At 70.6% G+C, this 22785-nt stretch carries 18 protein-coding genes; 13 read left to right on the top strand and 5 right to left on the bottom strand.

The window, feature by feature from the left end; translation table 11 throughout:
• The first annotated feature begins 70 nt into the window (after positions 1 to 70).
• Positions 71 to 2884, top strand: coding sequence for a preprotein translocase subunit SecA (gene secA / locus ACIBH4_RS17710; protein WP_362504008.1), 2814 nt, complete (start codon positions 71 to 73; stop codon positions 2882 to 2884).
• Positions 2885 to 3116: 232 nt separating this feature from the next.
• Here secA and ACIBH4_RS17715 read toward each other — a convergent pair whose 3' ends face one another.
• From ACIBH4_RS17715 to ACIBH4_RS17725, 3 genes are all read right to left on the bottom strand, one after another.
• Positions 3117 to 3698, bottom strand: coding sequence for an Rv3235 family protein (locus ACIBH4_RS17715; protein WP_362504011.1), 582 nt, complete (start codon positions 3696 to 3698; stop codon positions 3117 to 3119).
• Between the two features lie 226 nt (positions 3699 to 3924).
• Complete coding sequence (locus ACIBH4_RS17720; RefSeq protein ID WP_362765776.1) at positions 3925 to 5445, bottom strand: PTS transporter subunit EIIC; 1521 nt, start codon at positions 5443 to 5445, stop codon at positions 3925 to 3927.
• 188 nt (positions 5446 to 5633) lie between these two features.
• Complete coding sequence (locus ACIBH4_RS17725) at positions 5634 to 6374, bottom strand: GntR family transcriptional regulator (protein WP_362504017.1); 741 nt, start codon at positions 6372 to 6374, stop codon at positions 5634 to 5636.
• 159 nt (positions 6375 to 6533) lie between these two features.
• Here ACIBH4_RS17725 and ACIBH4_RS17730 point away from each other — a divergent pair, with 159 nt between their 5' ends.
• From ACIBH4_RS17730 to ACIBH4_RS17760, 7 genes are all read left to right on the top strand, one after another.
• Entirely contained in the window at positions 6534 to 7568 is a 1035-nt protein-coding gene (locus ACIBH4_RS17730) for an SIS domain-containing protein (RefSeq protein WP_362765779.1), read from the top strand.
• Positions 7569 to 7632: 64 nt separating this feature from the next.
• Entirely contained in the window at positions 7633 to 7869 is a 237-nt protein-coding gene (locus tag ACIBH4_RS17735) for a glucose PTS transporter subunit EIIB (protein WP_362504023.1), read from the top strand.
• A gap of 158 nt (positions 7870 to 8027) precedes the next feature.
• Positions 8028 to 8483 (top strand): PTS glucose transporter subunit IIA, encoded by a 456-nt coding sequence (locus ACIBH4_RS17740; RefSeq protein ID WP_362504026.1) that lies wholly within the window; start codon positions 8028 to 8030, stop codon positions 8481 to 8483.
• Positions 8484 to 8554: 71 nt separating this feature from the next.
• Complete coding sequence (locus ACIBH4_RS17745; protein WP_362504029.1) at positions 8555 to 9226, top strand: HAD family phosphatase; 672 nt, start codon at positions 8555 to 8557, stop codon at positions 9224 to 9226.
• A gap of 28 nt (positions 9227 to 9254) precedes the next feature.
• The gene (locus ACIBH4_RS17750) at positions 9255 to 9512 is read left to right on the top strand and encodes an HPr family phosphocarrier protein (protein WP_350946511.1); all 258 of its coding nucleotides are present in this window, start codon (positions 9255 to 9257) and stop codon (positions 9510 to 9512) included.
• Complete coding sequence (ptsP, locus tag ACIBH4_RS17755; protein WP_362765782.1) at positions 9509 to 11191, top strand: phosphoenolpyruvate--protein phosphotransferase; 1683 nt, start codon at positions 9509 to 9511, stop codon at positions 11189 to 11191. The genes ACIBH4_RS17750 and ptsP overlap by 4 nt, the downstream gene beginning before the upstream one ends.
• 157 nt (positions 11192 to 11348) lie before the next feature.
• Positions 11349 to 12725: a glycoside hydrolase family 3 protein gene (locus tag ACIBH4_RS17760; protein WP_362504036.1), complete on the top strand. Its 1377-nt coding sequence runs from the start codon at positions 11349 to 11351 to the stop codon at positions 12723 to 12725.
• Positions 12726 to 12757: 32 nt separating this feature from the next.
• Here the strand turns inward: ACIBH4_RS17760 and ACIBH4_RS17765 are convergent, their stop codons facing one another.
• Together ACIBH4_RS17765 and ACIBH4_RS17770 are read right to left on the bottom strand one after the other, a co-directional pair.
• Positions 12758 to 12883: a hypothetical protein gene (locus tag ACIBH4_RS17765; RefSeq protein ID WP_362504039.1), complete on the bottom strand. Its 126-nt coding sequence runs from the start codon at positions 12881 to 12883 to the stop codon at positions 12758 to 12760.
• Positions 12884 to 12949: 66 nt separating this feature from the next.
• The gene (locus ACIBH4_RS17770; protein ID WP_362765785.1) at positions 12950 to 17575 is read right to left on the bottom strand and encodes an HAD-IC family P-type ATPase; all 4626 of its coding nucleotides are present in this window, start codon (positions 17573 to 17575) and stop codon (positions 12950 to 12952) included.
• Between the two features lie 82 nt (positions 17576 to 17657).
• Between ACIBH4_RS17770 and ACIBH4_RS17775 the strand changes: the two genes are divergently transcribed.
• The 5 genes from ACIBH4_RS17775 to ACIBH4_RS17795 all read left to right on the top strand — a co-directional run bounded on the left by ACIBH4_RS17775 (position 17658) and on the right by ACIBH4_RS17795 (position 22636).
• Positions 17658 to 18734 carry a hypothetical protein gene (locus tag ACIBH4_RS17775; RefSeq protein WP_362765788.1) on the top strand — a complete coding sequence of 359 codons (1077 nt, stop codon included), beginning with the start codon at positions 17658 to 17660 and terminating at the stop codon, positions 18732 to 18734.
• A 714-nt stretch (positions 18735 to 19448) separates the two neighbouring features.
• Entirely contained in the window at positions 19449 to 20093 is a 645-nt protein-coding gene (locus ACIBH4_RS17780) for an HAD family phosphatase (RefSeq protein WP_362504048.1), read from the top strand.
• Positions 20094 to 20271: 178 nt separating this feature from the next.
• Positions 20272 to 20778 carry a DUF6912 family protein gene (locus ACIBH4_RS17785; RefSeq protein ID WP_362504051.1) on the top strand — a complete coding sequence of 169 codons (507 nt, stop codon included), beginning with the start codon at positions 20272 to 20274 and terminating at the stop codon, positions 20776 to 20778.
• A gap of 360 nt (positions 20779 to 21138) precedes the next feature.
• Complete coding sequence (locus tag ACIBH4_RS17790; RefSeq protein WP_362504053.1) at positions 21139 to 21768, top strand: HAD hydrolase-like protein; 630 nt, start codon at positions 21139 to 21141, stop codon at positions 21766 to 21768.
• Positions 21769 to 21901: 133 nt separating this feature from the next.
• Positions 21902 to 22636, top strand: a complete 735-nt coding sequence (locus tag ACIBH4_RS17795; protein WP_362505090.1) for a haloacid dehalogenase-like hydrolase — start codon at positions 21902 to 21904, stop codon at positions 22634 to 22636.
• Positions 22637 to 22785: the final 149 nt, after the last annotated feature.

The raw sequence follows: 22785 nt of genomic DNA on the forward strand, positions 1-22785 counted from the left end.
CGGAGAACCATGTCTCGTCCTCAGCCGGGCCGGTCCGGCCGCGGAAGACCTGCGAGGAGCTTTACCTAAAGTGCCAGCCTTTCTCGATAGAATTCTTCGCGCCGGCGAAGGCAAGCTTCTGCGTAAGCTCAAGCGGATCGCCGACCAGGTCAACTCCATCGAAGACGACTTCACGAGCTTGACCGACGCCGAATTGCGCGCGCTCACCGACGACTACAAGCAGCGTTACGCCGAGGGTGAATCCCTCGACGATCTGCTTCCCGAGGCGTTCGCCACGGTTCGTGAGGCGTCCAGGCGGGTTCTGGGCAAGCGTCACTTCGACGTGCAGATCATGGGCGGGGCCAACCTGCACATGGGCAACATCTCGGAGATGCGCACCGGTGAGGGCAAGACCCTCACCTGTACGCTGCCCACCTACCTCAACGCCATCTCGGGCAAGGGCGTCCACGTCATCACGGTCAACGACTACCTGGCCAAGCGTGACGGCGACGAGATGGGCCGTATCCACCGCTTCCTCGGTCTCGAAGTCGGCGTGATCCTGGCCAACATGCCGGCCGACGAGCGTCGCAAGCAGTACAACGCCGACATCACGTACGGAACGAACAACGAGTTCGGCTTCGACTACCTGCGCGACAACATGGCGTGGTCGCTCGAGGAGTGCGTCCAGCGCGGCCACCACTTCGCCGTCGTCGACGAGGTCGACTCCATCCTCATCGACGAGGCCAGGACGCCGCTGATCATCTCCGGTCCCGGCGAGCAGTCCGGCAAGTGGTACGCCGAGTTCGCCAAGATCGTCCCCCGGCTTCGCAGGGGCACCGAGGGCAAGGACGGCGAGGAGAACACCGGCGACTACGCCGTCGACGAGAAGAAGCGCACGGTCGGCATCTTCGAGTCCGGCGTGGAGAAGGTCGAGGACTGGCTCGGCATCGAAAACCTCTACAAGCCCGAGCACACCCACCTGGTCGGCTTCCTCAACAACGCGTTGAAGGCCAAGGAGCTCTACAAGAAGGACAAGGACTACATCGTCGTCGACGGCGAGGTCCTGATCGTCGACGAGTTCACCGGTCGAGTCCTGCACGGACGCCGCTACAACGAGGGCATGCACCAGGCCATCGAGGCGAAGGAAGGCGTCAAGATCAAGGACGAGAACCAGACTCTCGCCACGATCACGCTGCAAAACTACTTCCGCCTCTACGAGACCCTCTCCGGCATGACCGGCACCGCGGCGACCGAGGCCAACGAGTTCCACCAGACCTACAAGCTCGGTGTCGTCCCGATCCCGACGAACCGGCCGATGATCCGTAAGGACCAGGCCGACGTGGTCTACAAGACCGAGGACGCCAAGTTCCTGGCCAGCGTCGAGGACATCAAGGAGCGCTACGAGCGGGGCCAGCCGGTCCTGGTCGGCACCACGAGCGTCGCCAAGTCCGAGCGCCTGGCCAAGGAGCTCAAGCGCAAGGGCGTCAAGCACGAGGTCCTCAACGCCAAGAACCACGCCCGTGAGGCGGCGATCATCGCCGAGGCGGGCCGCAAGCACGCCGTCACCGTGGCGACCAACATGGCCGGTCGAGGCACCGACATCATGCTCGGCGGCAACCCCGACTTCCGCGCCGACCTGGAGCTGCGCAGCCGCGGCCTCGACCCGGTCGAGACCCCGGAGGAGTACGACAAGGCCTGGGGCGAGGCGCTGGAGAAGGCCAAGGCGGCCGTGCAGGCCGAGCACGACGAGGTCACCGAGCTCGGTGGCCTCTACGTCCTGGGCACCGAGCGGCACGAGTCGCGGCGCATCGACAACCAGCTCCGCGGTCGTTCCGGCCGTCAGGGCGACCCGGGCGAGTCGCGCTTCTACCTCTCGCTCGAAGACGACCTCATGCGCCTGTTCAACTCGGCGAGGGTCGAGATGATCATGACGCGTCTCAACATCCCCGACGACGTCCCGATCGAGTCCGGCATCGTCTCCAAGGCCATCGCCTCCGCCCAGCACCAGGTCGAGCAGCAGAACTTCGAGATCCGCAAGAACGTTCTGAAGTACGACGAGGTCATGAACCGGCAGCGCAAGGTGATCTACGCCGAGCGTCACCGGGTGCTGGAGGGCGCGGACCTGCACGAGCAGATCCGCGGCTTCGTCAACGACGTGATCGACGAGTACATCGCGGGCGCCACCGCCGAGGGCTTCGCCGAGGAGTGGGACCTCGACAAGCTGTGGAAGGCCCTCGGCCAGCTGTACCCCATCAGCATCACCGCCGAGCAGCTCGTCGAGGAGGCCGGGGGACGCGAGGAGCTGACCGCCCAGTTCCTCGACGAGCGGATCAAGGCCGACGCGATGGCCGCCTACGACCGTCGCGAAGAGGAGATCAACGCCCAGGCCATGGACCCGGAGGCGATGCGGGTGCTGGAGCGCCGCGTCATCCTGTCGGTCCTCGACCGCAAGTGGCGCGAGCACCTCTACGAGATGGACTATCTCCAGGAGGGCATCGGCCTGCGGGCGATGGCCCAGCGCGACCCGCTGATCGAGTATCAGCGCGAGGGCTTCGAGATGTTCACCCAGATGCTTGAGGGCATCAAGGAGGAGTCGGTCGGCTACCTGTTCAACCTTGAGGTCGAGGTCCAGAGCAACCCGATCGTCGAGGAGCACGACCACTCCGAGGACGCCGCGCTCGCGGAGACCCGCTCGATCATCGCCCGTGGCCTGCGCGGCCCGCAGCGTCCCGCCGAGCTGGAGTACACGGCTCCCGGCGAGAGCGGCGAGGTGGAGCACACCCGGGTCAGCACCAAGGCACAGCGCGACGCGTACGGCAACGTGGAGCGCAACGCCCCGTGCCCCTGCGGCTCCGGCAAGAAGTACAAGCGCTGCCACGGAGACCCCAAGAACGTCGAGGTCTGACCGTCGCCGGAGGGCCCGCACCAGCACGGTGCGGGCCCTCCGGCGTGTCCGGATCTCCTCCGCTCCCGGGCGGAGCGCCACGGGCCGGGGGCGGCGGGCTGCACGGACTCCGACAACGAGCGGTCACGGGTGTGACGGGCTCCGCGCGGGAGCGGCCGGCCACGATTTCCTGGAACGAGCGACGCGCGTGGCGGGCTCTGTTGCGAGCGGGCCGGTCAGGGTGTCACCGGCTTCACGGCCTCCGGGGACGAGCGGCGGATGCGGCGGTGGGCCTGGGCGTCGCGGGCCCTCGGCGCGGGACGCGGTCGGGGGCCGTCTCGAACTCGGTGCACAGCCAGCGCACGCCCCTGCGTTCCAGCCTCAACGCCAGGACGCGCGAGCGGTCGCCGCAGTCGACCACGACGCACATCTCCACGATCCCGTCCTCCGGCTGGGAGACGTGGACCCTGCCGACCTGGGGTGGGCGCGCACTGTGGATGACCTTCCCGCTCCTGGTCAGCTCGGCCTGGACCCTGCCGGTCAGGTGACAGGAGACGCTCGCCGGGGGACGCCTGCCGGACAGGATCTCGGCGACGGCCTGCGCGAGGGCCCGCAGCCTCCGCTCGTCGGGGACCGCGCCGGGCGGGCCCCAGACCAGCGGTTTCCTGGCCGAGGAGCCAGGCTCTCGGGGATCGAGGGCGAGAGCGAGGGTGCCCTGCACGTACGGCGGTATGGCCGGGGTGTTCCCGGTGGGGCGGTCGTCGTCGTAGGGCGGTTCCGCGGCGGGGGAGGGGGCGATTCTGGGGAGTGCTGCCGGGCGTCGTGGGGGCGACATGAGGGCTCCGATTTGCTGGTCCGGGGGCGGAGAAATTAACACATCAGGGAGTTTCCGGCCCGCTGTCCAGATACGTGGCCCGCCAACTTCCCGGAAATCGCGGTCGCTTCGTCCTGTTGGGCGGAGAAGGTCGCCTCAGGTTGGAGCGGTCACCTCCCGTGATGAGGCGGGTTGTGGCCAGAGCCGTGATCGCAGACGGACGGCCGAAAATCACTCGGCGCACCTCTCAGGAGAGGGGCGGTCCGCTCTTCGTGTCTCCCTGAGCCCGGTCGGTGTTCGTGTCTCTCCGAGCCCGGTCGGTGTCCGCGTTTCCCCGTGCCTGATCGTCGTCCGCCCGGCTTCGCGCCCGGCCGGTGTCCGTGTCTCCCCGTATCCGGCCGGTGTCCGCGTTCTCTGCTGCCCGGCCACCGTCCGCGCCTTCCCGTACCGGTGCGGAGGACTCCCCGGAGTCGACGTCGGGTTCGGGCTCGCGGCCGGGGGTCATGATGTTCAGTCTTCTGATCAGGAAGCTGAACACGGTGTAGTAGATCACCGCGTAGAACAGCCCCATCACGATGATGATCGGTATCCCCCGGGCGTTGGGCGCGGTCCCGTACAGGCCGAGGTCGATCAGGCCGGAGGAGAAGCTGAAGGCGAGCTTGGCGCCCAGGGCGGAGGCGACGGCCATGGAGATGCCGGTCAGCACGATGTGGATCATGAACAGGACCGGCGCCACGAAGATGAAGGCGAACTCGATCGGCTCGGTGATCCCGGTGAGGAACGCGGTGAGCGCCGCGGAGATCATGATCGAGCCGACCGCGGTGCGGCGGTGCGGCGGCGCGGCCCGCCAGATGGCGATCGCGGCGGCGGGCAGGCCGAACATGAGGACCGGATAGAAGCCGGCCTCGAAACCGCCGTAGCCGACGGCGCCGTTGTTGAAGCAGATCAGGTCCCCGGCGAGCTTCTTGCCGTCGACCACGCACTCGGGGACCTGGGTCCAGATCACGTTGTTGACGATGTGGTGCATGCCGAGGGGGAGCAGGGCGCGGTTGATCATGCCGTAGATCCCGGCGCCGAGCTCGCTGTTGGAGGCGAGCCAGGCCCCCGAGGCGCGGACCCAGCCGCCCAGCAACGGCCAGACGAAGCCGAAGAGCACGCCGATCACGAGCCCGGCGAAGGCGGTGAGGATCGGCACCAGGCGACGCCCGCCGAAGAAGGCGAGCCAGGTCGGCAGCTTGGTGCGGTAGTAGCGCTGCCAGAGCAGGGCCGAGACCAGCCCCATGACGATCCCCCCGAGCACCCGGGTCGGGTTCTGCGCGCCGAGGTTCAGCACCGTGTCGGGGACGCCGGGGTTGCTCCTGTCGAACACCTCCGTGGTGATGGGCCCCCTCAGATCGGCGTCGAAGAGGATGAAGAACATGTTCATGCTCACGGCGTGGAAGACCAGGTAGCCGACGAGTGCCGCCAGGGCGGTGGAGCCGTCGGCCTTGCGGGCGAACCCGATGGCGACGCCGATCGCGAACAGGATGGGCAGGTTGTCGAACAGGGCGCCGCCCGCGGTGCCGACGACACGGGCCACGTCGTCGAGCGGCGCGCTGTCGGTCCGGCCGAGGAGGTCGTCCTGCCCGAGCCTGAACAGCAGACCCGCGGCCGGCAGGACCGCGATCGGCAGCATCAGGGACCGTCCCAGGCGCTGAAGCACGCTCATCGCTGTGGACCCGCGCGGGTGGGCGGCGGGCGGGCCCGCGTCCGCCGAGAGAGGGCTCATCGGGCTTTCCTCCAGAGGCTGGAAGGGAGGAGGGCGGCGAGGGGGCGGTGGGCGGGGTGTGACGGTGGCGGTGCGGGCACGGCGGATGGGACGTGGTCGGGGGGCGAGGTCGGGAGGCGAGGTCGGCGGTGGACGGGACGTGCGCGGGAAGTCGAGGTCGGTGGCGGGTCTCGGATGTGGTCGGGGGGTCAGGTACGGCGGGTCGGTATCTCCAGGATCGTACGGAGCTGGTAGCGGTCGGCGCGATAGGTGGACACCCCGAGTTCCGCGCAGACGCCTCCCGCGAAGGAGCGCCGCTGGAGTAGCAGCACGGCCCCGCCTCGCGGCAGTTTCAGCAGGTCGGCGTCACCGGGATCGGCGATGCCGCCGTCGATGGTGAGCTCTCCGGCGTCGAGGACCAGGCCGTAGCGGGTCTCCAGAAGGGCGTAGAGAGAGCGGCCCGTCAGATCGTGGGTGTCGAGGTCGGGCGCGAGGGAGACGGGGATGTGGGCCCGCTCGATGCACATGGGCTCGTCGGCCGCGGTCCGCAGCCGTTCGATGAAGTGAACCTCGTCGCCCGGCTGGATGCCGAGTTCTCTCGCCAGGTGCGCGCTCGCCCTGACCACCCGCCGGTCCAGGTCGCGGGAGCCGGGTTCCATGCCCCTGGCGCGCATCTCGTCGCTGAAGGAGGTGAGCCGCAGGGACATCTCGATCTTGGGGCGGGCCACGAAGGTGCCCTTGCCCGCCACCCGCTGCAGCCTGCCCTCGGAGACGAGGTGGTCCACGGCCTGCCGCACGGTCATGCGGGACAGTCCGAAGCGCTGGCAGAGCTCGCGTTCCGACGGGATCGCCGTGCCGATCGCCAGCTCGTTGTTCTCGATGAGATCGAGCAGGATCTCCCGGAGCTGGAAGTATTTGGGCACCGGGCTGTCCGGATCGATCCGGGCCACAGGACCCTCCCCTCTCGATCTGAGATACCTCATGAGTTATGGTTCGTACTGGTCTAGTCCGGACTAGACCACAGGCCGGAAAAGGGTGTCAACGTACGGACCGGAGACGGATCGGTAACGGCCCGGTCTCGTCCGTCCGAACCGAAGGATGAGCGCGAGATGACGACCAAGATGCGCAGCGAGATCGCCGAGCAGCCCGCCGCGCTGCGAGCCACGCTCGACGCACTTCTCCCCAGGGTCGGGGAGGTGGAGCGGCTCGCCGGGCAGACCCGCCAGCTGCTGTTCATCGCCCGCGGCACCTCCGACAACGCCGCGGTCTACGGCCGCTATCTCGCCGAGACGCACACGGGCAGGCTCTCCACGCTCGCCGCTCCCTCGATCGCCACGACCTACCGGCGCAGGCTGGACCTCGACGGTGTGCTGGCCGTCGCCCTCTCACAGTCGGGCAGGACCGAGGAGATCGTCGAGACCCTCGCCTGGGCGAAGGGCTGCGGCGCCAAGACCGTCGCCATCACCAACGGCGGCGAGCGGACTCCCCTCGCGCAGGCCGCCGACCTCGCCCTGTGCACGGTCGCGGGTGAGGAGAAGGCCGTCCCCGCCACCAAGACCTACACCACCGCGCTCGCCGCGCTCGCCGTGCTCGCCCTCGGGCTCGGCGCGGACGTCGACGCCGCCGACCTGCGGCGGGTGCCGGACGCGGTCGAGAAGCTGATCGGCGACCCGGGCGACCTGGAGGCGATCGTCGAGGGCCTGGCCGACAAGCCGGGCGTCGTGGTCTCCGGCCGGGGTCTGGCCTTCTCCACCGCACTGGAGGTGGCGCTCAAGCTCAAGGAGGCCTGCTACCTGCACGCGATGGGCCTGTCGTACGCCGACCTGCTGCACGGCCCGATCGCCGTGGTCGACTCCGACACCCCGGCCATCCTGGTCGCGGCGGGCGAGGGCCCGACCCTGGCGGGCACCGTGACGCTCGCGGAGAGGGTGACCGGCGCGGGGGCCTCGGCGTACACGGTCGGTGGCGGCGATGCGCTCTCCTCGGTCGCCACCGCCGCGCTGAACGGCCCCGACCTTCCCGAGTGGGTCGCACCGCTGGGCCTCATCGTCCCAGGTCAGCTGCTCACCGAGGCGCTCGCGCGCAGGCTGGGGATCGACCCCGACTCTCCCCGAGGTCTCAACAAGGTGACCCAGACCGACTGATCGTGACATGTCCTTTAGCCTGGTCATAGCCTTGGGGACAGGGTGATCACATCTGGAGGGCGACATGGCGGCCGACGCCGACGCGATCATCGCTGGACTCGGTGGGGCGGACAACATCATCGAGATCGAACCGTGCATCACCCGGCTTCGCACCGAGGTGCGCGACGCCTCCAGGGTCGACCAGGCCGCCCTGCGGGCGGCCGGCGCGCACGGTGTGATGGCGGCGGGCAACGTCGTCCAGGTGGTGGTGGGCCCCGAGGCCGACACGATCGCCAGCGACATCGAGGACATCATCGGCTGAACACGACCGACGTGGGCATGGGCATGGGCCGATCGGGGCAGGGGCGGACGCTCTCACGGCGGAGGTGTGCCCAAACGGCACGGGCGACAGGGGCGGCAGGGGCGGCAGGGGCACGGACGGGCCGCCCTCGCGGGTGGCGGCAGGCCGAGGGGGAGACGGTGACCACAGTTCTGGCGCCGGTCGCAGGGGTGGCCGTGAGGCTCGGCTCGGTGCCCGACCCGGTCTTCTCCGAGGGGCTGGTCGGGCCCGGTGTGGCGATCGAGCCGGACAGGGCGCCCGGCAGGGTGCTCTCTCCCATCGCGGGCACCATCGTCAAGCTGCACCCGCACGCGTTCGTGGTCGTCGGCGACGACGGCCGAGGGGTCCTCGTCCACCTCGGCATCGACACGGTCGAACTCAGGGGCGAGGGCTTCGAGATACTGGCCGCCGAGGGTGACCGGGTGAGCGCGGGGCAGCCGGTGGTGGCGTGGGATCCGGCCGGGATCGAGGCGGGCGGGCGCTGCCCGATCTGCCCGGTCGTGGCGCTCGACGCCGCCGCGAACGCCGTCACCGGCCTCGCCACGGGGGTCGTCGACGCCGGGGACGACCTTTTCGAGTGGGACGATCCGGTCTGAGCGCTCGCGGAAGCGACCACGAGACACCGGCCGTGCGACACCGGCCGCGGAGCCGAGAGTGGGGACGAGAAGTGGCGACGACAGCGAGACCGCCCGTGAAGGCGGCGCTCTTCGATCTCGACGGGACGCTGATCAACACCGAGCGGCGGAGCATGGCCATGTGGTCGATGCTGCTCGACAGCCACGGGGTGGTCCACGACGAGATCGTGCTGCGCGGATTCATGGGACGGCGTGGGCGCGACGTCCTGACGGAGCGTGCCCATCTCTTTCCCGGCAAGCGGATCGACGACCTGATCGAGGAGGTCTTCTCCTTCCAGGATCATCCAGGTCTGCCCGACATCGTGCCGGTGCCGGGCGCCGCCGAGCTGGTCCGCAGGGTATCGGCGCACGGTTCGCCGGTCGCGGTCGTCACCTCCGCCGACCGTGACTGGGCGGAGGAACGGCTCGCGCAGGTCGGCGTCCGCGACCTGCTGGAGACGATCGTGTCCGCCCACGACGTGACCGTGGGCAAGCCCGACCCCGAGGGGTTCCTCCTCGCCGCCGCACGCCTGTCGGTCGATCCGGCACACTGTGTGGCGTTTGAGGATTCCATTGCCGGGATCACGGCGGCGAAGGCGGCGGGCATGGCGTGCGTGGGCATAGCGACCACGCACGCGGGCACTGAGCTGGCCGGGGCCGATCTCGTGGTCACCGACCTGACGGGGGTCGCCTGGCCTCTGTCGCCCAACGATCTCGTGGTCTAGACCGCGGGAGGACTCTCGGGAGGAACACGTGGCCGAGCGCCAAGTCATCGTCAAGTCGGAGGTCGGCCTGCACGCCAGACCCGCCGCGACGTTCGTCCAGACGGCCGCCAAGGCGTCCCTGGACGTCACCGTCGCCAAGGGGGGCGGCGAGCCGGTGAACGCGAAGAGCATCCTGGGGGTCCTCTCGCTCGACGTCAGGGAGGGTGACACCGTGGTGATCAGGGCGGAGGGTGAGGGAGCCGACGAGCTCGTCGACCGGCTGGCCGACATCGCGTCGGCGCCGTGAGCACACTCACCGGGGTGGGTGTCAGCCCCGGGGTCGGTGTCGGCCCCGCCCACGTGCTCGCGTACGAGGCGACCGTCCCCGCCCCTGACTCCCGGCACGGCGGGGACGCGGAGGCGGAGCTGGCCAGGGCGGGGCGGGCGCTGGAGCGGGTCGCCGCCGACCTGGAGGAGCGGGGGATCCGCGTCGGAGGCGAGGCGAGGGAGATCCTGGAGGCGCAGGCCATGATGGCTCGTGACCCCGGCCTGGCCGACGGGGTGGCGAGGCTGGTCGAGGCGGGCACCTCCGCGGCCCGCGCGGTCTACGAGGCGTTCGGCCACTACCGCGACCTGCTCGCCGCGGCCGGGGGATACCTCGGCGCGCGCGTCGCGGACCTGGACGACATCAGGGACCGTGCCGTCGCGGTGATCGAAGGCAGGTCGATGCCCGGCGTGCCCACCGGCACCGGGCAGCCGTACGTCCTCGTCGCCCGTGACCTGGCGCCCGCCGACACGGCGCTGCTGTCTCCCGGCGTGGTGGCGGCCTTCGTCACCGAGCAGGGCGGGCCCACCGGCCACACCGCGATCCTCGCCCGCGCCCTGGGGGTGCCGGCCGTGGTGGCCTGCCAGGGGGTGACCTCGATCGTTCCGGGGACGCCGGTGCTGGTCGACGGGGCCTCGGGCCTCGTACGGCCCGCGCCCTCCGACGACGAGGTTCTCCGGGCGCGCGAGGCCGCCGCCGCGCGTAAGGCGGGACAGGCGTCCGCCAAGGGGCCGGGCAGGACCGCCGACGGGCACGCCGTGCCGCTGCTCGCCAACGTCGGCGGGCCGCGCGACGTGGCCGCCGCGCTGGAACACGGGGCCGAGGGGGTCGGGCTCTACCGGACCGAGTTCCTCTTCCTCGACCGGGCCGAGGCGCCCTCCGAGCAGGAGCAGGAGGCCGCCTACCGGGAGGTGCTGGACGCCTTCCCCGGCGGCAGGGTGGTCGTGCGGACCCTCGACGCGGGAGCCGACAAGCCCCTCGCCTTCCTGCCGCCGGGAGCGCACGAGCCCAACCCGGCGCTGGGGGAGCGTGGGGTGCGGCTGTTCAGGACGCACCCGGAGATCATGGACACCCAGCTCGCCGCGCTGGCCGCGGCGGCCTCACGCTCGTCGGCGAGGCTCCAGGTGATGGCGCCGATGGTGGCCACCGCCGAGGAGGCCGCCTGGTTCGCCGACGCCTGCGACGCGGCGGGGCTGCCGTCGGCGGGTGTGATGATCGAGATCCCGTCGGCGGCCCTGCGCGCCGCCGACCTGGCGGTCCGTGCCGGTTTCTTCTCCATCGGCACCAATGACCTCGCCCAGTACGCCCTCGCCGCCGATCGGCAGCTGGGCGCGCTGGCCGGGCTCCAGGAGGCCTGGCAGCCCGCGCTGCTCGACCTGGTCGCCCTGGCCGCGGCGGGCGCCGCCGAGCGCGGGAGGCCGTGCGGGGTCTGCGGTGAGGCCGCGGCCGATCCCGCCCTCGCCTGCGTCTTCGTCGGGCTCGGGGTCACCTCGCTGTCGATGTCCGCCCCCGCGCTGCCCGCCGTACGGGCCGCGCTGGCGCGCCACACGCGGCAACAGTGCCACCTCGCCGCCGTCGCGGCGCGGGCCGCCTCCTCTGCGGGGGAGGCGCGCGCCGAGGCGCGCTCGCACCTGCCCGGCCTCGCCGATCTCGGCCTCTGACGTGGGCGGATCCCCTTCACGGATGGTGGAGTACGGGATGGAACGCGCGGCGGGGACCCGGCAGGTGAGGGGCGTGTGACCGGTGGTGACCGAGGGGATGCGGAGGCAGCGGTGCGCGAGCCCGGATAGCGTAAGCGGCATGGCTCGGTGGACACGTGTGACGGGTATCGCAGTGATCGCGACGATGATGGCGGGATGTGCCGAGGCGGGGACGGCCGCTCCACCCACCTCCGGTGCCACGCGGGCGGGCGAGACCTCCGCGAACGCCGACGCGGCGGCACCCACCGGCACGACCGCTGTGACCCCCGGGGCCGCTGTGACCCCTGAGACCCCGGGTACCCCAGATCCCTCCGCTCCCCCCGCGGCCTCCGCGACGGCGGAGGCGCCGGGCGTGGAGGGCGTGCTCGCCTCGATGAGTGTGGAGGAGAAGGTCGGCCAGCTGTTCATGCCCGTGCTGTACGGGCCGTCGGCCGACACGGCGTCGGGGGAGAACCAGGCGAGGTTCGGCGTGGACACCCCGGCGAAGATGGTCGCCCGCTATCGCCCCGGCGGGGTGATCCTCTTTCCCTGGGCGGGCAACGTGAAGAATGTGCGGCAGGTCGTGGCGCTGACCAACGGGCTGCAGAAGGCGTCTCCCGAGATCCCGCTCCTGATCGGCACCGACCAGGAGAACGGCAAGGTCTCCCGTCTCGCCCCCCTGGTGACCCCCCTGCCCGGGGCCTCGGTCATCGGCGCGACCGGCGACGTCTCGCTGGCACGCCGGGCCGCCAGGGTGACGGGCACCGAACTGCGCGCCCTGGGCGTGAACCTCGACTTCGCGCCCGTCGCCGACGTCAACCTCAACCCGCGCAACCCGGTGATCGGCCCGCGCGCGTACGGCTCCGACCCGAAGAAGGTGGCGCCGATGGTCGCCGCCGCCGTGCAGGGCTTCCACGACGCGGGAATCGGGGCGACGGCGAAGCACTTTCCCGGTCACGGCGACACCGGCGTCGACAGCCACACCGGCCTGCCGGTGATCAAGCACTCCCGGTCCCAGTGGGACAGGCTGGACGCTCCGCCGTTCGCCGCGGCGATCGGTAAGGACGTCGACGCGATCATGAGCGCGCACGTCGTGATGCCGAAGCTCGATCCCTCGGGGGACCCCGCCACCCTCTCCAAGCCGATCCTGACCGGGCTGCTCCGCGAGAAGCTCGGCTTCGACGGGGTCGTCTCGACCGACGCACTGGACATGGCGGGGGTGCGCAAGAAGTATCGCGACGGGGAGGTCGCGGTACGGGCGATCCAGGCAGGGGTGGACCTGCTGCTCATGCCGCCGGACTACCGCGAGGCCCGTCGGGCACTGCTCGCCGCCGTGGCGTCCGGAAAGATCTCCGAGGCGCGGCTCGATCAGTCCGTCCGGCGACTGCTGAAGCTGAAGGCCGCTCGCGGCCTGCTGAACAAGGCGCCGGTCGCCGACCCGGTCAAGGCCGAGCGGGTGCTTCGCTCGGCCGAGCATTTCAAGGTCGCCCGGCTCATCACCTCACGGGCCCGCTGAGCGGGATCCCGAGGCGTGCCGTCAGGGGTGGGTCAGGCGACCTGGAGGTTGCCGGTCCTGGCCAGCGAGACGACGAGCGACTGGATGATGCGCGTGAGCAGGGCCTCGATCAGCATGACGGCGGCCTTCGCGATTACGGTGGAGATGAATCCGTACATAGCAACCTCACAGGGAGAAAGGGGTCTTAATGCGATAATTCATACCAAAGGAGTACAAGTCACCAGTCATGAGGTTACCGTTTGGTGAACGTTCGGTGACAACCCCCGCCTCGACGCCTGGAAGGCCACCCCGGCCGCGGTCGTGGCGGCGGCGCTCCCCAGGGCGACGGTCCACCCCACGGGCCCCAGGTAGCGGCAGTCGAAGAACCGGCAGAGCCACGGGACCGAGACCGCCGCACCCAGGACGCCGAGGGAGAGCAGCGAGGCGAGAACGACCATGCGATCCCGGCTGCCCATCGCCAGGGTCTGCAGCAGCTGCGACGCCACGAGCGCGACCAGCCCCATGGAGTTCGCCCGCCCGTGCGTACCGGTCACCCTGCCGATCGACCAGGCCAGACCCGCCGCGCTCGCCGTGGTGGCGGCACGCAGGTAGATGTCGCGGGTCAAAGAGGCCCCCAGCGAGGCCTCGGGCCCCTCGTCGAGCAGCTTCTCCGGGCTGGTGGCCGTCGGAGGTCTGGAGGCCACCGCCATCGCGGGCAGCATGTCGGTGAGCAGGTTGACCAGCAGCAGCTGCCGGGCGTTCAGCACGTTCCCGCCGCTGATCAGGCTGGACCCGACCGCGAAGACGATCTCGCCGATGTTGCCGCCGAGCAGGATGCTGAGGGCGTCGCGGACCGAACTCCACATCGCCCTGCCCTCGATGATCGCGTCGACGATCGTCTCGATGCGGTCGTCGGTCACGACGATGTCGGCCGCCGCCCGCGCCGCCGGGGTGGCACGGGAGCCGAGGGCGATTCCCACGTCCGCGACCCGGATCGCGGGGGCGTCGTTGGCGCCGTCGCCGGTGACCGCGACCACCTTGCCGGTCCGGCGCAGGCAGCCGACGATCCGCGCCTTGTGCGCCGGAGTGGTCCTGGCGAAGACCGTCACCTCCGGCAGCGCCCCCACCAGGGCGTCGTCGTCCATCTCGTCCAGCTCGGGCCCCGTCATCACCTGCCCGCCGTTCAGCACGTTCAGCTCGACGCCGATCGCCTCGGCCGTGCTCGGATGATCGCCTGTGATCATGATGACGTGTACGCCCGCCCTGGTGAGGCGGCCGACGCTCTCGGCGGCCGTGGGCCGCACGGGGTCGGCGAGGCCGAGGAACCCGAGGAAGCACAGCTCCTGGATGCGGGACTCGTCGAGATCGCGGCGGTTGGAGGCGGGGCGCTCCGCGACCGCGAGCACCCGGTAGCCTTGCCGGGCGAGCTGGTCGAGCTCTTTTTCGATCTCCGCCACGAGATGGTCCGCGAGGGGGACCACCTGGCCGTCGCGAAGAATGGACGTGCACCGGGTGACCACGACCTCGGGAGCGCCCTTGACGCTCAGCAGCGGGCCGGAGCCGCCCTTGCCGAGTACGGCGTGGTAGCCGCGCCCCGGCTCGAAGGGGAGCTCGTCGATCCGCTCCCAGCTCCCGGTCCCCTTCTCGGTCACGCCCAGCTGCTCGGCCCCCTTGAGCACGGCACGGTCGGTGGGATGCGGGACGGAACGCCCCTCGCCGTGCTTGGGGCAGGCGCGCACCCCCGCGGTCACGACGTACCTCAGCTCGGGCGTCAGGTCCTCCACGGTGCGCTCGTCCTGCACGTCGGAGACGCACCGCAGGCTGATGCGCCCCTCGGTGAGGGTTCCCGTCTTGTCGAAACACAGGACGTTCACCCGGCCGAGTGCCTCGATCGTGGAGGGATTGGGCACCAGGGTCTTGCGGGTCGACAGCCGCCGCGCGGAGGCGAGCTCCGCGACCGAGGCGACGAACGGCAACCCCTCGGGTACGGCGGCGACGGCGAGACTCACCGCCGGCGCGAGCGCCTGCGCCGCGGGGCTGCCGCGCAACAGGTCGGCGGCGAGCAGGACGACGCCGGATCCGACCGCGACAGGAAGGACCCGCCGGCTCAGCTCCCGCAGCCGCAGCCGCACACCCGAGGCCGGAGGCTGCTCCGCGGCGAGCCTGGCGGTCCTCGCCGCCTCGGTCGACTCGCCCGCCGCGACCACCACGGCGAGCCCGCTGCCGGCCGCCACCGTCGTCCCCTCATAGACCATCGAGGTCCGGTCGGCGACGGCGGGCGCGTTGACGGGCTTCGGCGACTTGGTGACGAGCTGCGACTCGCCGGTCAGGGGGGCCTCGTCGATCTCCAGGCCCAGCGCCTTGAGCACGCGGCAGTCGGCCGGCACGGTGTCACCCGCGCGCAGCTCGATCACATCGCCGGGTACGAGGTCCTCGATGGTCGCGTTCACCTGCTTGTGGGGGTGAGCGGCGCTCGCCTTCTCGTGAGGGCCGGGATCGGAAGGTGGAGCCGATCTCGCACGCTTGCCCGGTGCGAGGTCCTTGGCGGTCGCGTTCGCCTGATCCTGGGGGCGGCGCAGCCGTACGGGAATCGCCACCGCCTCGGTCAGGCGGTGCAGCGCCCGATCGGCCCTGTATCGCTGGCTTCCTCCGATGAGAGCGTTGGCGAGCACGACCGTGCCGATCATCACCGAGTCGGAGACCGATCCGACCATGGCCGACAGGCCCGCCCCGGCCGCCAGAACGGGGGTGAGCGGGTTGGCCAGCTCCTCGGCGGACACGTGGAGCAGCGAATCGGGGCCCTTGGGCTCTCCCGACCCCTTGGCGGACCTGCGCCGCCTGGCCTCGGCCTCGCTGATCCCTTCGGCCGACGAGCCCAGCAGGGCCAGGACCTCCTTGGCCGGCATCGCGTGCCAGGGGGTCGTGTCGATCAGGACCGGCGGCGTCTCCTGCCCGGCGTGCCAGCCCGCCCACCCGCCCGCGACGAGGGCGGCCAGTGACGTGCAACTGCTCGCGAGCTGCGCCTTGTTCTGGGAGTTCTCCGCCGGTCCGAGGGTCGTCAACACGCCTCCGGCCACGGTTCCCGCGGTGGTGAGCCACACACAGCGTTCGCTCGTCCTCCTCGCGGGCCCCAGGCAGCTCAGGAGCAGGTGAACCTCTTCAAGATCGGCGATCACGTCCGCGTCCCAGGGCACCCGGCCCGAGCGGCGCAGCACGCCGATACCCAGGTCGGCCTGGGCGAGCGCGGCCATGCGGCGCTCCGACACCACGGCGACCCCGTGACCCGCCGCCTGGAGGGCGCGGACCGACCGGGCGAGCCGGGAACCGCCCGGCACGATCTCGTCGATGCCGAGCCGCAGGCCGAGTTCGGCGTCGCCTCCCGCGAGCGCCACGGCGCACGCACCCCTGGCCGCGGCGACGATCGCGTCGGCGAGCGGGTCGACCTGCGGCGCCATGCCGACCAGGGCGACGGGAACGCCCTTCCTCGTCACGCGAACGGCCCGGATCCCCCGGACCTCCCAGTCCCTGGCATCCTCCGTGACGAGCCCGGCGGGACCCGCGAGGGGTTCGGCCTTCCACGTGTCGCGCTCCCTCCGCGCGCCGGGGTCGTCGACGTCGATCAGGGTGAGCAACCGCGCACGCAGCACGTCGAGACCCTCGCCGTTCGCGGAGTCCGCGTCACTGAGGGGGATGATGCGGTCGATCTCCCACGAACCGGTGCCGAACACGTCGGCGTCGAGGATGACCGTGTCGATGCCGTCCATGCGGCGCAGGGCACGATTGTTGAGAACGATCGCACCGCGTCTCGCCATGGCGCGCCCGATCGCGACCGCGAAGAACTCGCGGCCCAGTTTCGCGGCCTTGGGCGTCGTCGCGGTGAGCATGGCGACGGCACGCGCGTGGCCGTCGCCGAGAAGGTACGTCAGCCCGGAGGCGCCGGCCGCCACAGGGCTCCCGACACGCTCGAACCGATCCACCGGGCTGTGGGTCATGGGCGCGGGACGAGGTCTCCTCGCGGTACGGATGTGGCGGTAGGAGCCCTTTCTCGACGCCAGTTCGTGCTGGCGCGCCTCCCAGGCCCGCCGCGTGTCGCGCGCCTCGGCGTAGCGGCCGGCGGCGGTGATCGACTGGACGAGCATCTCCACCCGGCGCAGCGCCAGCGTGTGGGTGATGATGTTCGCCGTCGCGAACAGGTTGACGGTGGCCGAAGCACCGATGCGGCGCTCCACCTCGTGGCGGACTCTCGGGGTGGACTCGGCCAGGCCCAGCAGGGCGGGAAAGATCGGTGGGATCGACGGGGCGCGCATCGCCTGCCCGGCGAACGCCACGCCCGCCCCGATCAGGTTCGCGCCGAGCCGGATGCCGGCACGGGTGTGCCGCTCCACCAGCCTGGAGGTATGGTGCTCCGCCAGCCTGGAGGCGACGAACCTCAGTGCCGGAGACGAGGTCTCGTCGGAATCGGTGTCCTCTTCCTCCTCGGCTTCCTCTTCCAGTTCCAGATCGTCGGTCAGGTCGTCGGTCAGATCGTCGCCCGCACCCTCGTCGTCGAATGCGTCGATGATCGCCATCAGCCTCTCCAGGTCGACCAGACCCCTGTCACACCCCACGAAGACGGAGCCGAGGACACCGTTGACCTCCGCTCGCTCGACCCCCTCCAGCTTCAGCAGGGCGTTCTCCAGCCGCCGGGCCTTGGAGTCGCTCCCCGGAGCGCCGATCACGCGCAGATCGACATGGAGCCCTCCGGAACAGACACGCCTCCCACGCGAACGTGGCAGGGCGTTTCTGACCGCGCCGGGTACGACCTTGATCGCACCGGGCACGACGCTCCAGAGGGTTTCCGCGGGAACGGACAGCAGGCGGGGCACGAACATTCAGATCTCCAGCAGACAAGATGACGGGGCCGATCAAGCCTTTGTTGACGCGTGGCCCGATCGGCCCCATCGCTGCGATTACTTGGACGACTTCCCGGAGGTCGACCCCTTCGAGCGAGAGGCGGACGGTGTCGCCCGGGACGCGGAGCTCGCGGTGCGAGAAGTGGACGCCGACGCGCGAGCCCGCGAAGTGGGCGTCGCGGCCCGTCGCGACGTGGACTTCGTGGTCCGTGATGCCGGTTTAGTGGTCCGTGCCGCGGGCTTCGCGGCCCGGGACGCGGGCTTCGCGGTCCGTGAGCGTGAGGTGGACGTGCCGGTGCGGGAAGCTCCGCTCGTGGTTCGTGAGGTGGTGCTTCCCGTGCGGCTCGCGGTGGTGCGGGTCCGCGAAGTGGGGCTCGTGGCCCGGGAGGCCGAGGCGGCCGCCCGGGACGCGGCGCCGGTCGCGCGCGAGGCGGCACCCGCCGCGCGTGAGGCGGTACCGGTCGCGCGTGAGGCGACGGTGCCCGCCGCGCGGGTCGCGGCACCCGCGGTGCGTGACGCGGCGCTACGGGTCTGTGAGGTGGTGCTTTTCGCGCGGGATGTTGGTTTCGCGGTCCGTGAGGCGCTGCTCCCTGTGCGGCTCGTGGTGGTGCGGGTCCGTGAGGTGGGGCTCGTGGCCCGGGACGCGGCGCCCGCCGCGCGTGAGGCGGTGCGGGTCGCGCGTGAGGCGGCGGTGCCCGCCGTGCGGGTCGCGGTATCGGCTGCCCGGGACGCGGCACTCGCGGTACGTGACGCGGCGGTGCCCGCGGCTCGGGAGACGGTGCTCGCGGCCTTGGAGGCGGTGCGTGACGCGGACGCCGCCGTACGGGAGGGTGTGGTCCGGGACGTGGTGCCTCCCGTGCGAGACCGAGACGTGGAACCGGTCGTCCGGGTCCGTGAGGTGGTGCCTCCCGTGCGAGAACGGGATGTGGTACCGGTCGTCCGGGTCCGGGATGTCGAACGCGTCGTCGGGGACGTGGCGCCTCCGGACGAGGAGGCGGATGTCGAGGGTCTGGAGACCGGGCTCGACGACCCGTTCTTCCCGCGCGCACGTTGCGCGATCAGCGTTCCGACCCCGATGGCCGCCGCTACCGGCCATTCGAGCAATCCAGCCACCGCGAGAGCGCCGAGTCCTCCGTAGTAGGCGATGCGCTCGGCCGGTGGGAGGAAGGACCTGGCCGTGTCCATGGCCTGTCCCGCCTCCTGCCTGCTGACATGCGGCAAGTGAACATGCGGAGGCCGCAGCTGCACGGTCATCATCGGAAGTTTGAGCGTTAACGATTTGCCGTCCTGTTTCCTGCCTGCCTGGGCATGCGTGGTGGACGTCGCGGATGTGGTCGGTCGCTGTGCCGTACGGGCGCGCGACCGGCTCGCCTGAGCTACTGCCATGATCCCTCCTCATGGGAACCGAGGGAAGCTGCAAATGGAGCCCGCAGGAGGTCGATCATGCCTTCTACGTGCGGTTATATGGCCTGAGTGCCATTCTCGTAATCTTCCTCGTATTGAGGCTGCGAAACGCGTAACGGCCGTTGAATCGGATGTTAGGGGAGGAATCTCCGGCCCTTCGTGATCGCGCTCTGTCTGCTTAGGGATGTTTTAGGAGATATGCGAGCTGAGCTCGCAGTGGGCGACGGTTCGTGAACCACGGCCGGATCGTCGAAGGCGCGCGGCGCGCGGACTCACTCCTACAGTGCCGAGAGCGAGGCGTCGTCGGACGATCCCGTGCCACCACGGACCCGGATGGCGCGGTCGACGGCCTCGCGCGCCGTCCTCGGAGCGACGACCTCGACAGAGGCGGTCGCCCGTGTCCATCGGTCCGCGCCTAACCTGGAAACCGTTACGGCAAGGAGGAGAGATGCTGAAGGGCGTGCTGATCGACTGGGGCGGTGTGCTCACCGTCGATCTCACCGAGGCGGTCGCCGAGTGGATCGTCGCGGAGAGACTCGATGAGGCCCACTACCGCGAGGTGATGCGTGAACTCATCGTTCACGCGTACGAGAACACGGAGAACGGCGAGAACGCCATCCACGCCCTGGAGCGCGGAGAGATCTCCGGCCTGGACTTCGAACGTGACCTGGCGGCCAGACTGATCACGACGGACGGCGTGCCACCGGCCGCCGAGGGGCTGCTGAACAGGATGTTCTCCCGCTTTCACAGGGTCGAGCCGATGTACGAGATGCTCCGTGAGGCCCGCGCGGCGGGGCTGCGCACCTGCCTGCTCTCCAACTCCTGGGCGAACGAGTATCCCCGCGAGGGCTGGGATGACTTCTTCGACGAGGTCGTCATCTCGGGGGAGATCGGCATGCGCAAGCCCGAACCCAGGATCTTCGAGCACGCGCTCGGCAGGATCGGCCTGGCCGGGGAGGAGTGCGTGTTCGTCGACGACGTCAAGGCCAACATCGAGGCCGCCCGGCGGCTCGGAATCGTCGGCGTGCACCACCGCGACCCCGAGCTGACCATCGCCGAGTTGGAGACCCTGCTCCAGGTCTCGCTGCGCTGACCTGTCCCGCTCACCTCTCACCCTGTCACCGTGCCCGATGCCCAGGCCGCGGGTCGCCGTCCTCGGATCGTGCCGCTCCGCGCGGGTGGTAACACCGGGGGGCGCCGATGCTGGCACACTCGATGCGTGAATCGGCGCCGAACCGGTGCCGATGTCGGAGAGATAGATCGAGGCATGGATGCGCGTCTACCTGCCGTGTACGCTTCCGGCGCTGGCCCGCGTGGCCACCGTGGGGGAGCTGGGTCCGGCCCCGCTGACCGGCTACGCGGTGACCCCCGCGTTGACCGAGTGGTACGCCTCGGGTGACACCGAGGAACTGGAGTACGTCGCCCTGACCGAGGCGGCCAGGCATTCCCTGCGGATGCTCGCCGCCGACCGCGCCGACGGGGTGGAGGTCGCCGCGCGGCGGGTGGTCATCGCCGTCGACGTGCCGGAGAGTGACGTGAGCGCGAGCACCGACCTGGAGGCGCGCGCCCAGGTGCGGCTCGCCGCGGCGGTCCCGCTGAAGTTGGTCGCCGCGGTCCACGTGGACGACCTGCCCGCGGTGAAGGATGTCGAGGCCGCTCTCGCCGCGCTGCCCGCGGCCGATCGCGGCGACGACGACGCCCGCTTCACCGTGGACGGCGCCGAGGCGAACGAACTCCTGTGGTACGCCACCCAGGAGATCCCCGACCTGGTCGGCTGACCTTCTTCCTCCGAAGCCCGAAGCCCGAAGCCCGAAGCCCGGAGCCCGAAGCCCGGAGCCCGAAGCCCGAAGCCCGGAGCCCGGAGCCCGAAGCCCGGAGCCCGGGGTGCGTGCGGTGTCCGGGGTGCGGTGTCCGAAGCGCGGCGTCCGAAGCGCAGATTCCAGGGTGCGGAGCCCGGGTGCGGCGTCTGAAGCGTGGCGTCCGGGGCGCGGCTTCCGGAGTCTCGCGTCCTCTCCCTCGGGCCCCGGGGCCCGAGGGAGATTCCCCTGTCGTGAGCACCTCCGAGGGGCCGTCGAGCGGGCCGGCTTCCCTGTCGCGGCGCCGATCCGGCGGGAAATTTCGCTATTCTGGAGGGCAATATGAGACACATTGTTTGGGATTGGAACGGCACGCTGTTTCACGACATCGACGCCGTCGTCGGTGCGACGAACGCGGTGTTCGAGCCCTACGGGCGTTCCTACGATGCCGACAGTTTCCGCGCGGTCTACACGCGCCCGATCTGGACCGCCTACGAGCGCATGCTCGGCCGTGCCCTTGAGGACGGCGAGTGGGAGAGGCTCGACCTCAACTTCCACGAGAACTACCACCGGCTGATGCTGGAGTGCGGGCTCGCCGCCGACGCCCTCTCCACCCTGCGGAGCTGGGAACGCGCGGGGGGCAAGCAGTCTCTGCTGTCCATGTGGGCGCACGAACGGCTGGTTCCCAAGATCGCGGAGTTCGAGATCGACCACCACTTCACCCGGATCGACGGCCTGCGCGGTGTCCCCGGCGGCCACAAGGCCGAATCCATGGTGGCCCATCTCGCCGCCCTCGGCGTCGACCCGGCCGATGTCCTCGTCATCGGCGACAGCCTGGACGACGCGCACGCCGCTCAGCACGTCGGGGCGCGCGCGGTCCTCTACACCGGTGGCATGACCAGCCGGACCGATCTGATGGCCTTCGGCGTCCCGGTCGTCGACACCCTGGAAAACGCACTCGACCACGCCTGAGGGCACCGAGGGCGCTGAGGACACTGACACGACCTCACGAGAACCGGCGAACGGATCCTTTCGGTATCGAAGGCGGTCACCGTACCCCCGGGGCCTTACCCTGGGCATCCACCCCCATTCCGGGAGGCCCCCGATCAACCGCCTCGTTCTCTGGAACATCGACCTCACGCTGGTCGACGTGTCGATCGTCACCCGTGAGGCATACGCGGAGGCGTTCCGCGCCGTCACCGGAAGGCCCCTGGTCAAACTGACCCAGGCCAACGGGCGTCCCGACTCGGAGATCGTGTTCGAGATGCTCGCCATCAACGGGATCGTCGCCGAAGACGACCATCTCCCCAGGTTCCTCGACGCGCTCGCCGAATCCTTCGGAGCCCGGCGCAGGCGCCTGGCCAAGGAGGGCCGGATGATGTCCGGCGCCCGCGACGCCCTGAAGGCCGTGGCGAGGCTCGACGGCGTGGTCCAGTCGGTGCTCACCGGCACGATCAAGAGCAACGCGGTGCACAAGCTGACCGCGTTCGGCCTCGACAGGCACATCGACTTCGAGATCGGCGGTTACGGCGAGGAGGTCTACCCCAAGGCGACCCTCCTGCAGGTCGCGCAGGGACGCGCCAAGCGGAAGTACGGGGCGACCTTCGACGGGCGGAACACGGTGCTGGTCGGCGACTCGGCCAGGGATGTCCAGGCAGCCAGGATCGCCGGGGCCGCGATGATCGGGGTCGCCTCGGGGCGTTCCCTCCCCGCCGAACTGCACGAGGCGGGAGCCGACGTGGTGCTGCCCGACCTCTCCAACCCCTCCGAGGTCGTCGCCGCCGTCGCCGGTCTCACCTCTCCGGCCCGGCGTGCCGGCCACTTCCCCGCGGACCGCTGACCTCCGGCCCCGGCGGCGACCAACGGCCGTACGAGGGCGAGTCACGCGGAGTCCGTCGCTGTCCGTCGCTGTCCGTCGTCGCCGATCGGCCCCACATGTCCGACGGCGATCCATGTCCCCGGCCCGATGCCGCTCGTTCCCTTCGAGAG

Origin of the sequence: Streptosporangium sp. NPDC050284 (assembly GCF_044459525.1) — a bacterium.
Lineage (GTDB): Bacteria > Actinomycetota > Actinomycetes > Streptosporangiales > Streptosporangiaceae > Streptosporangium.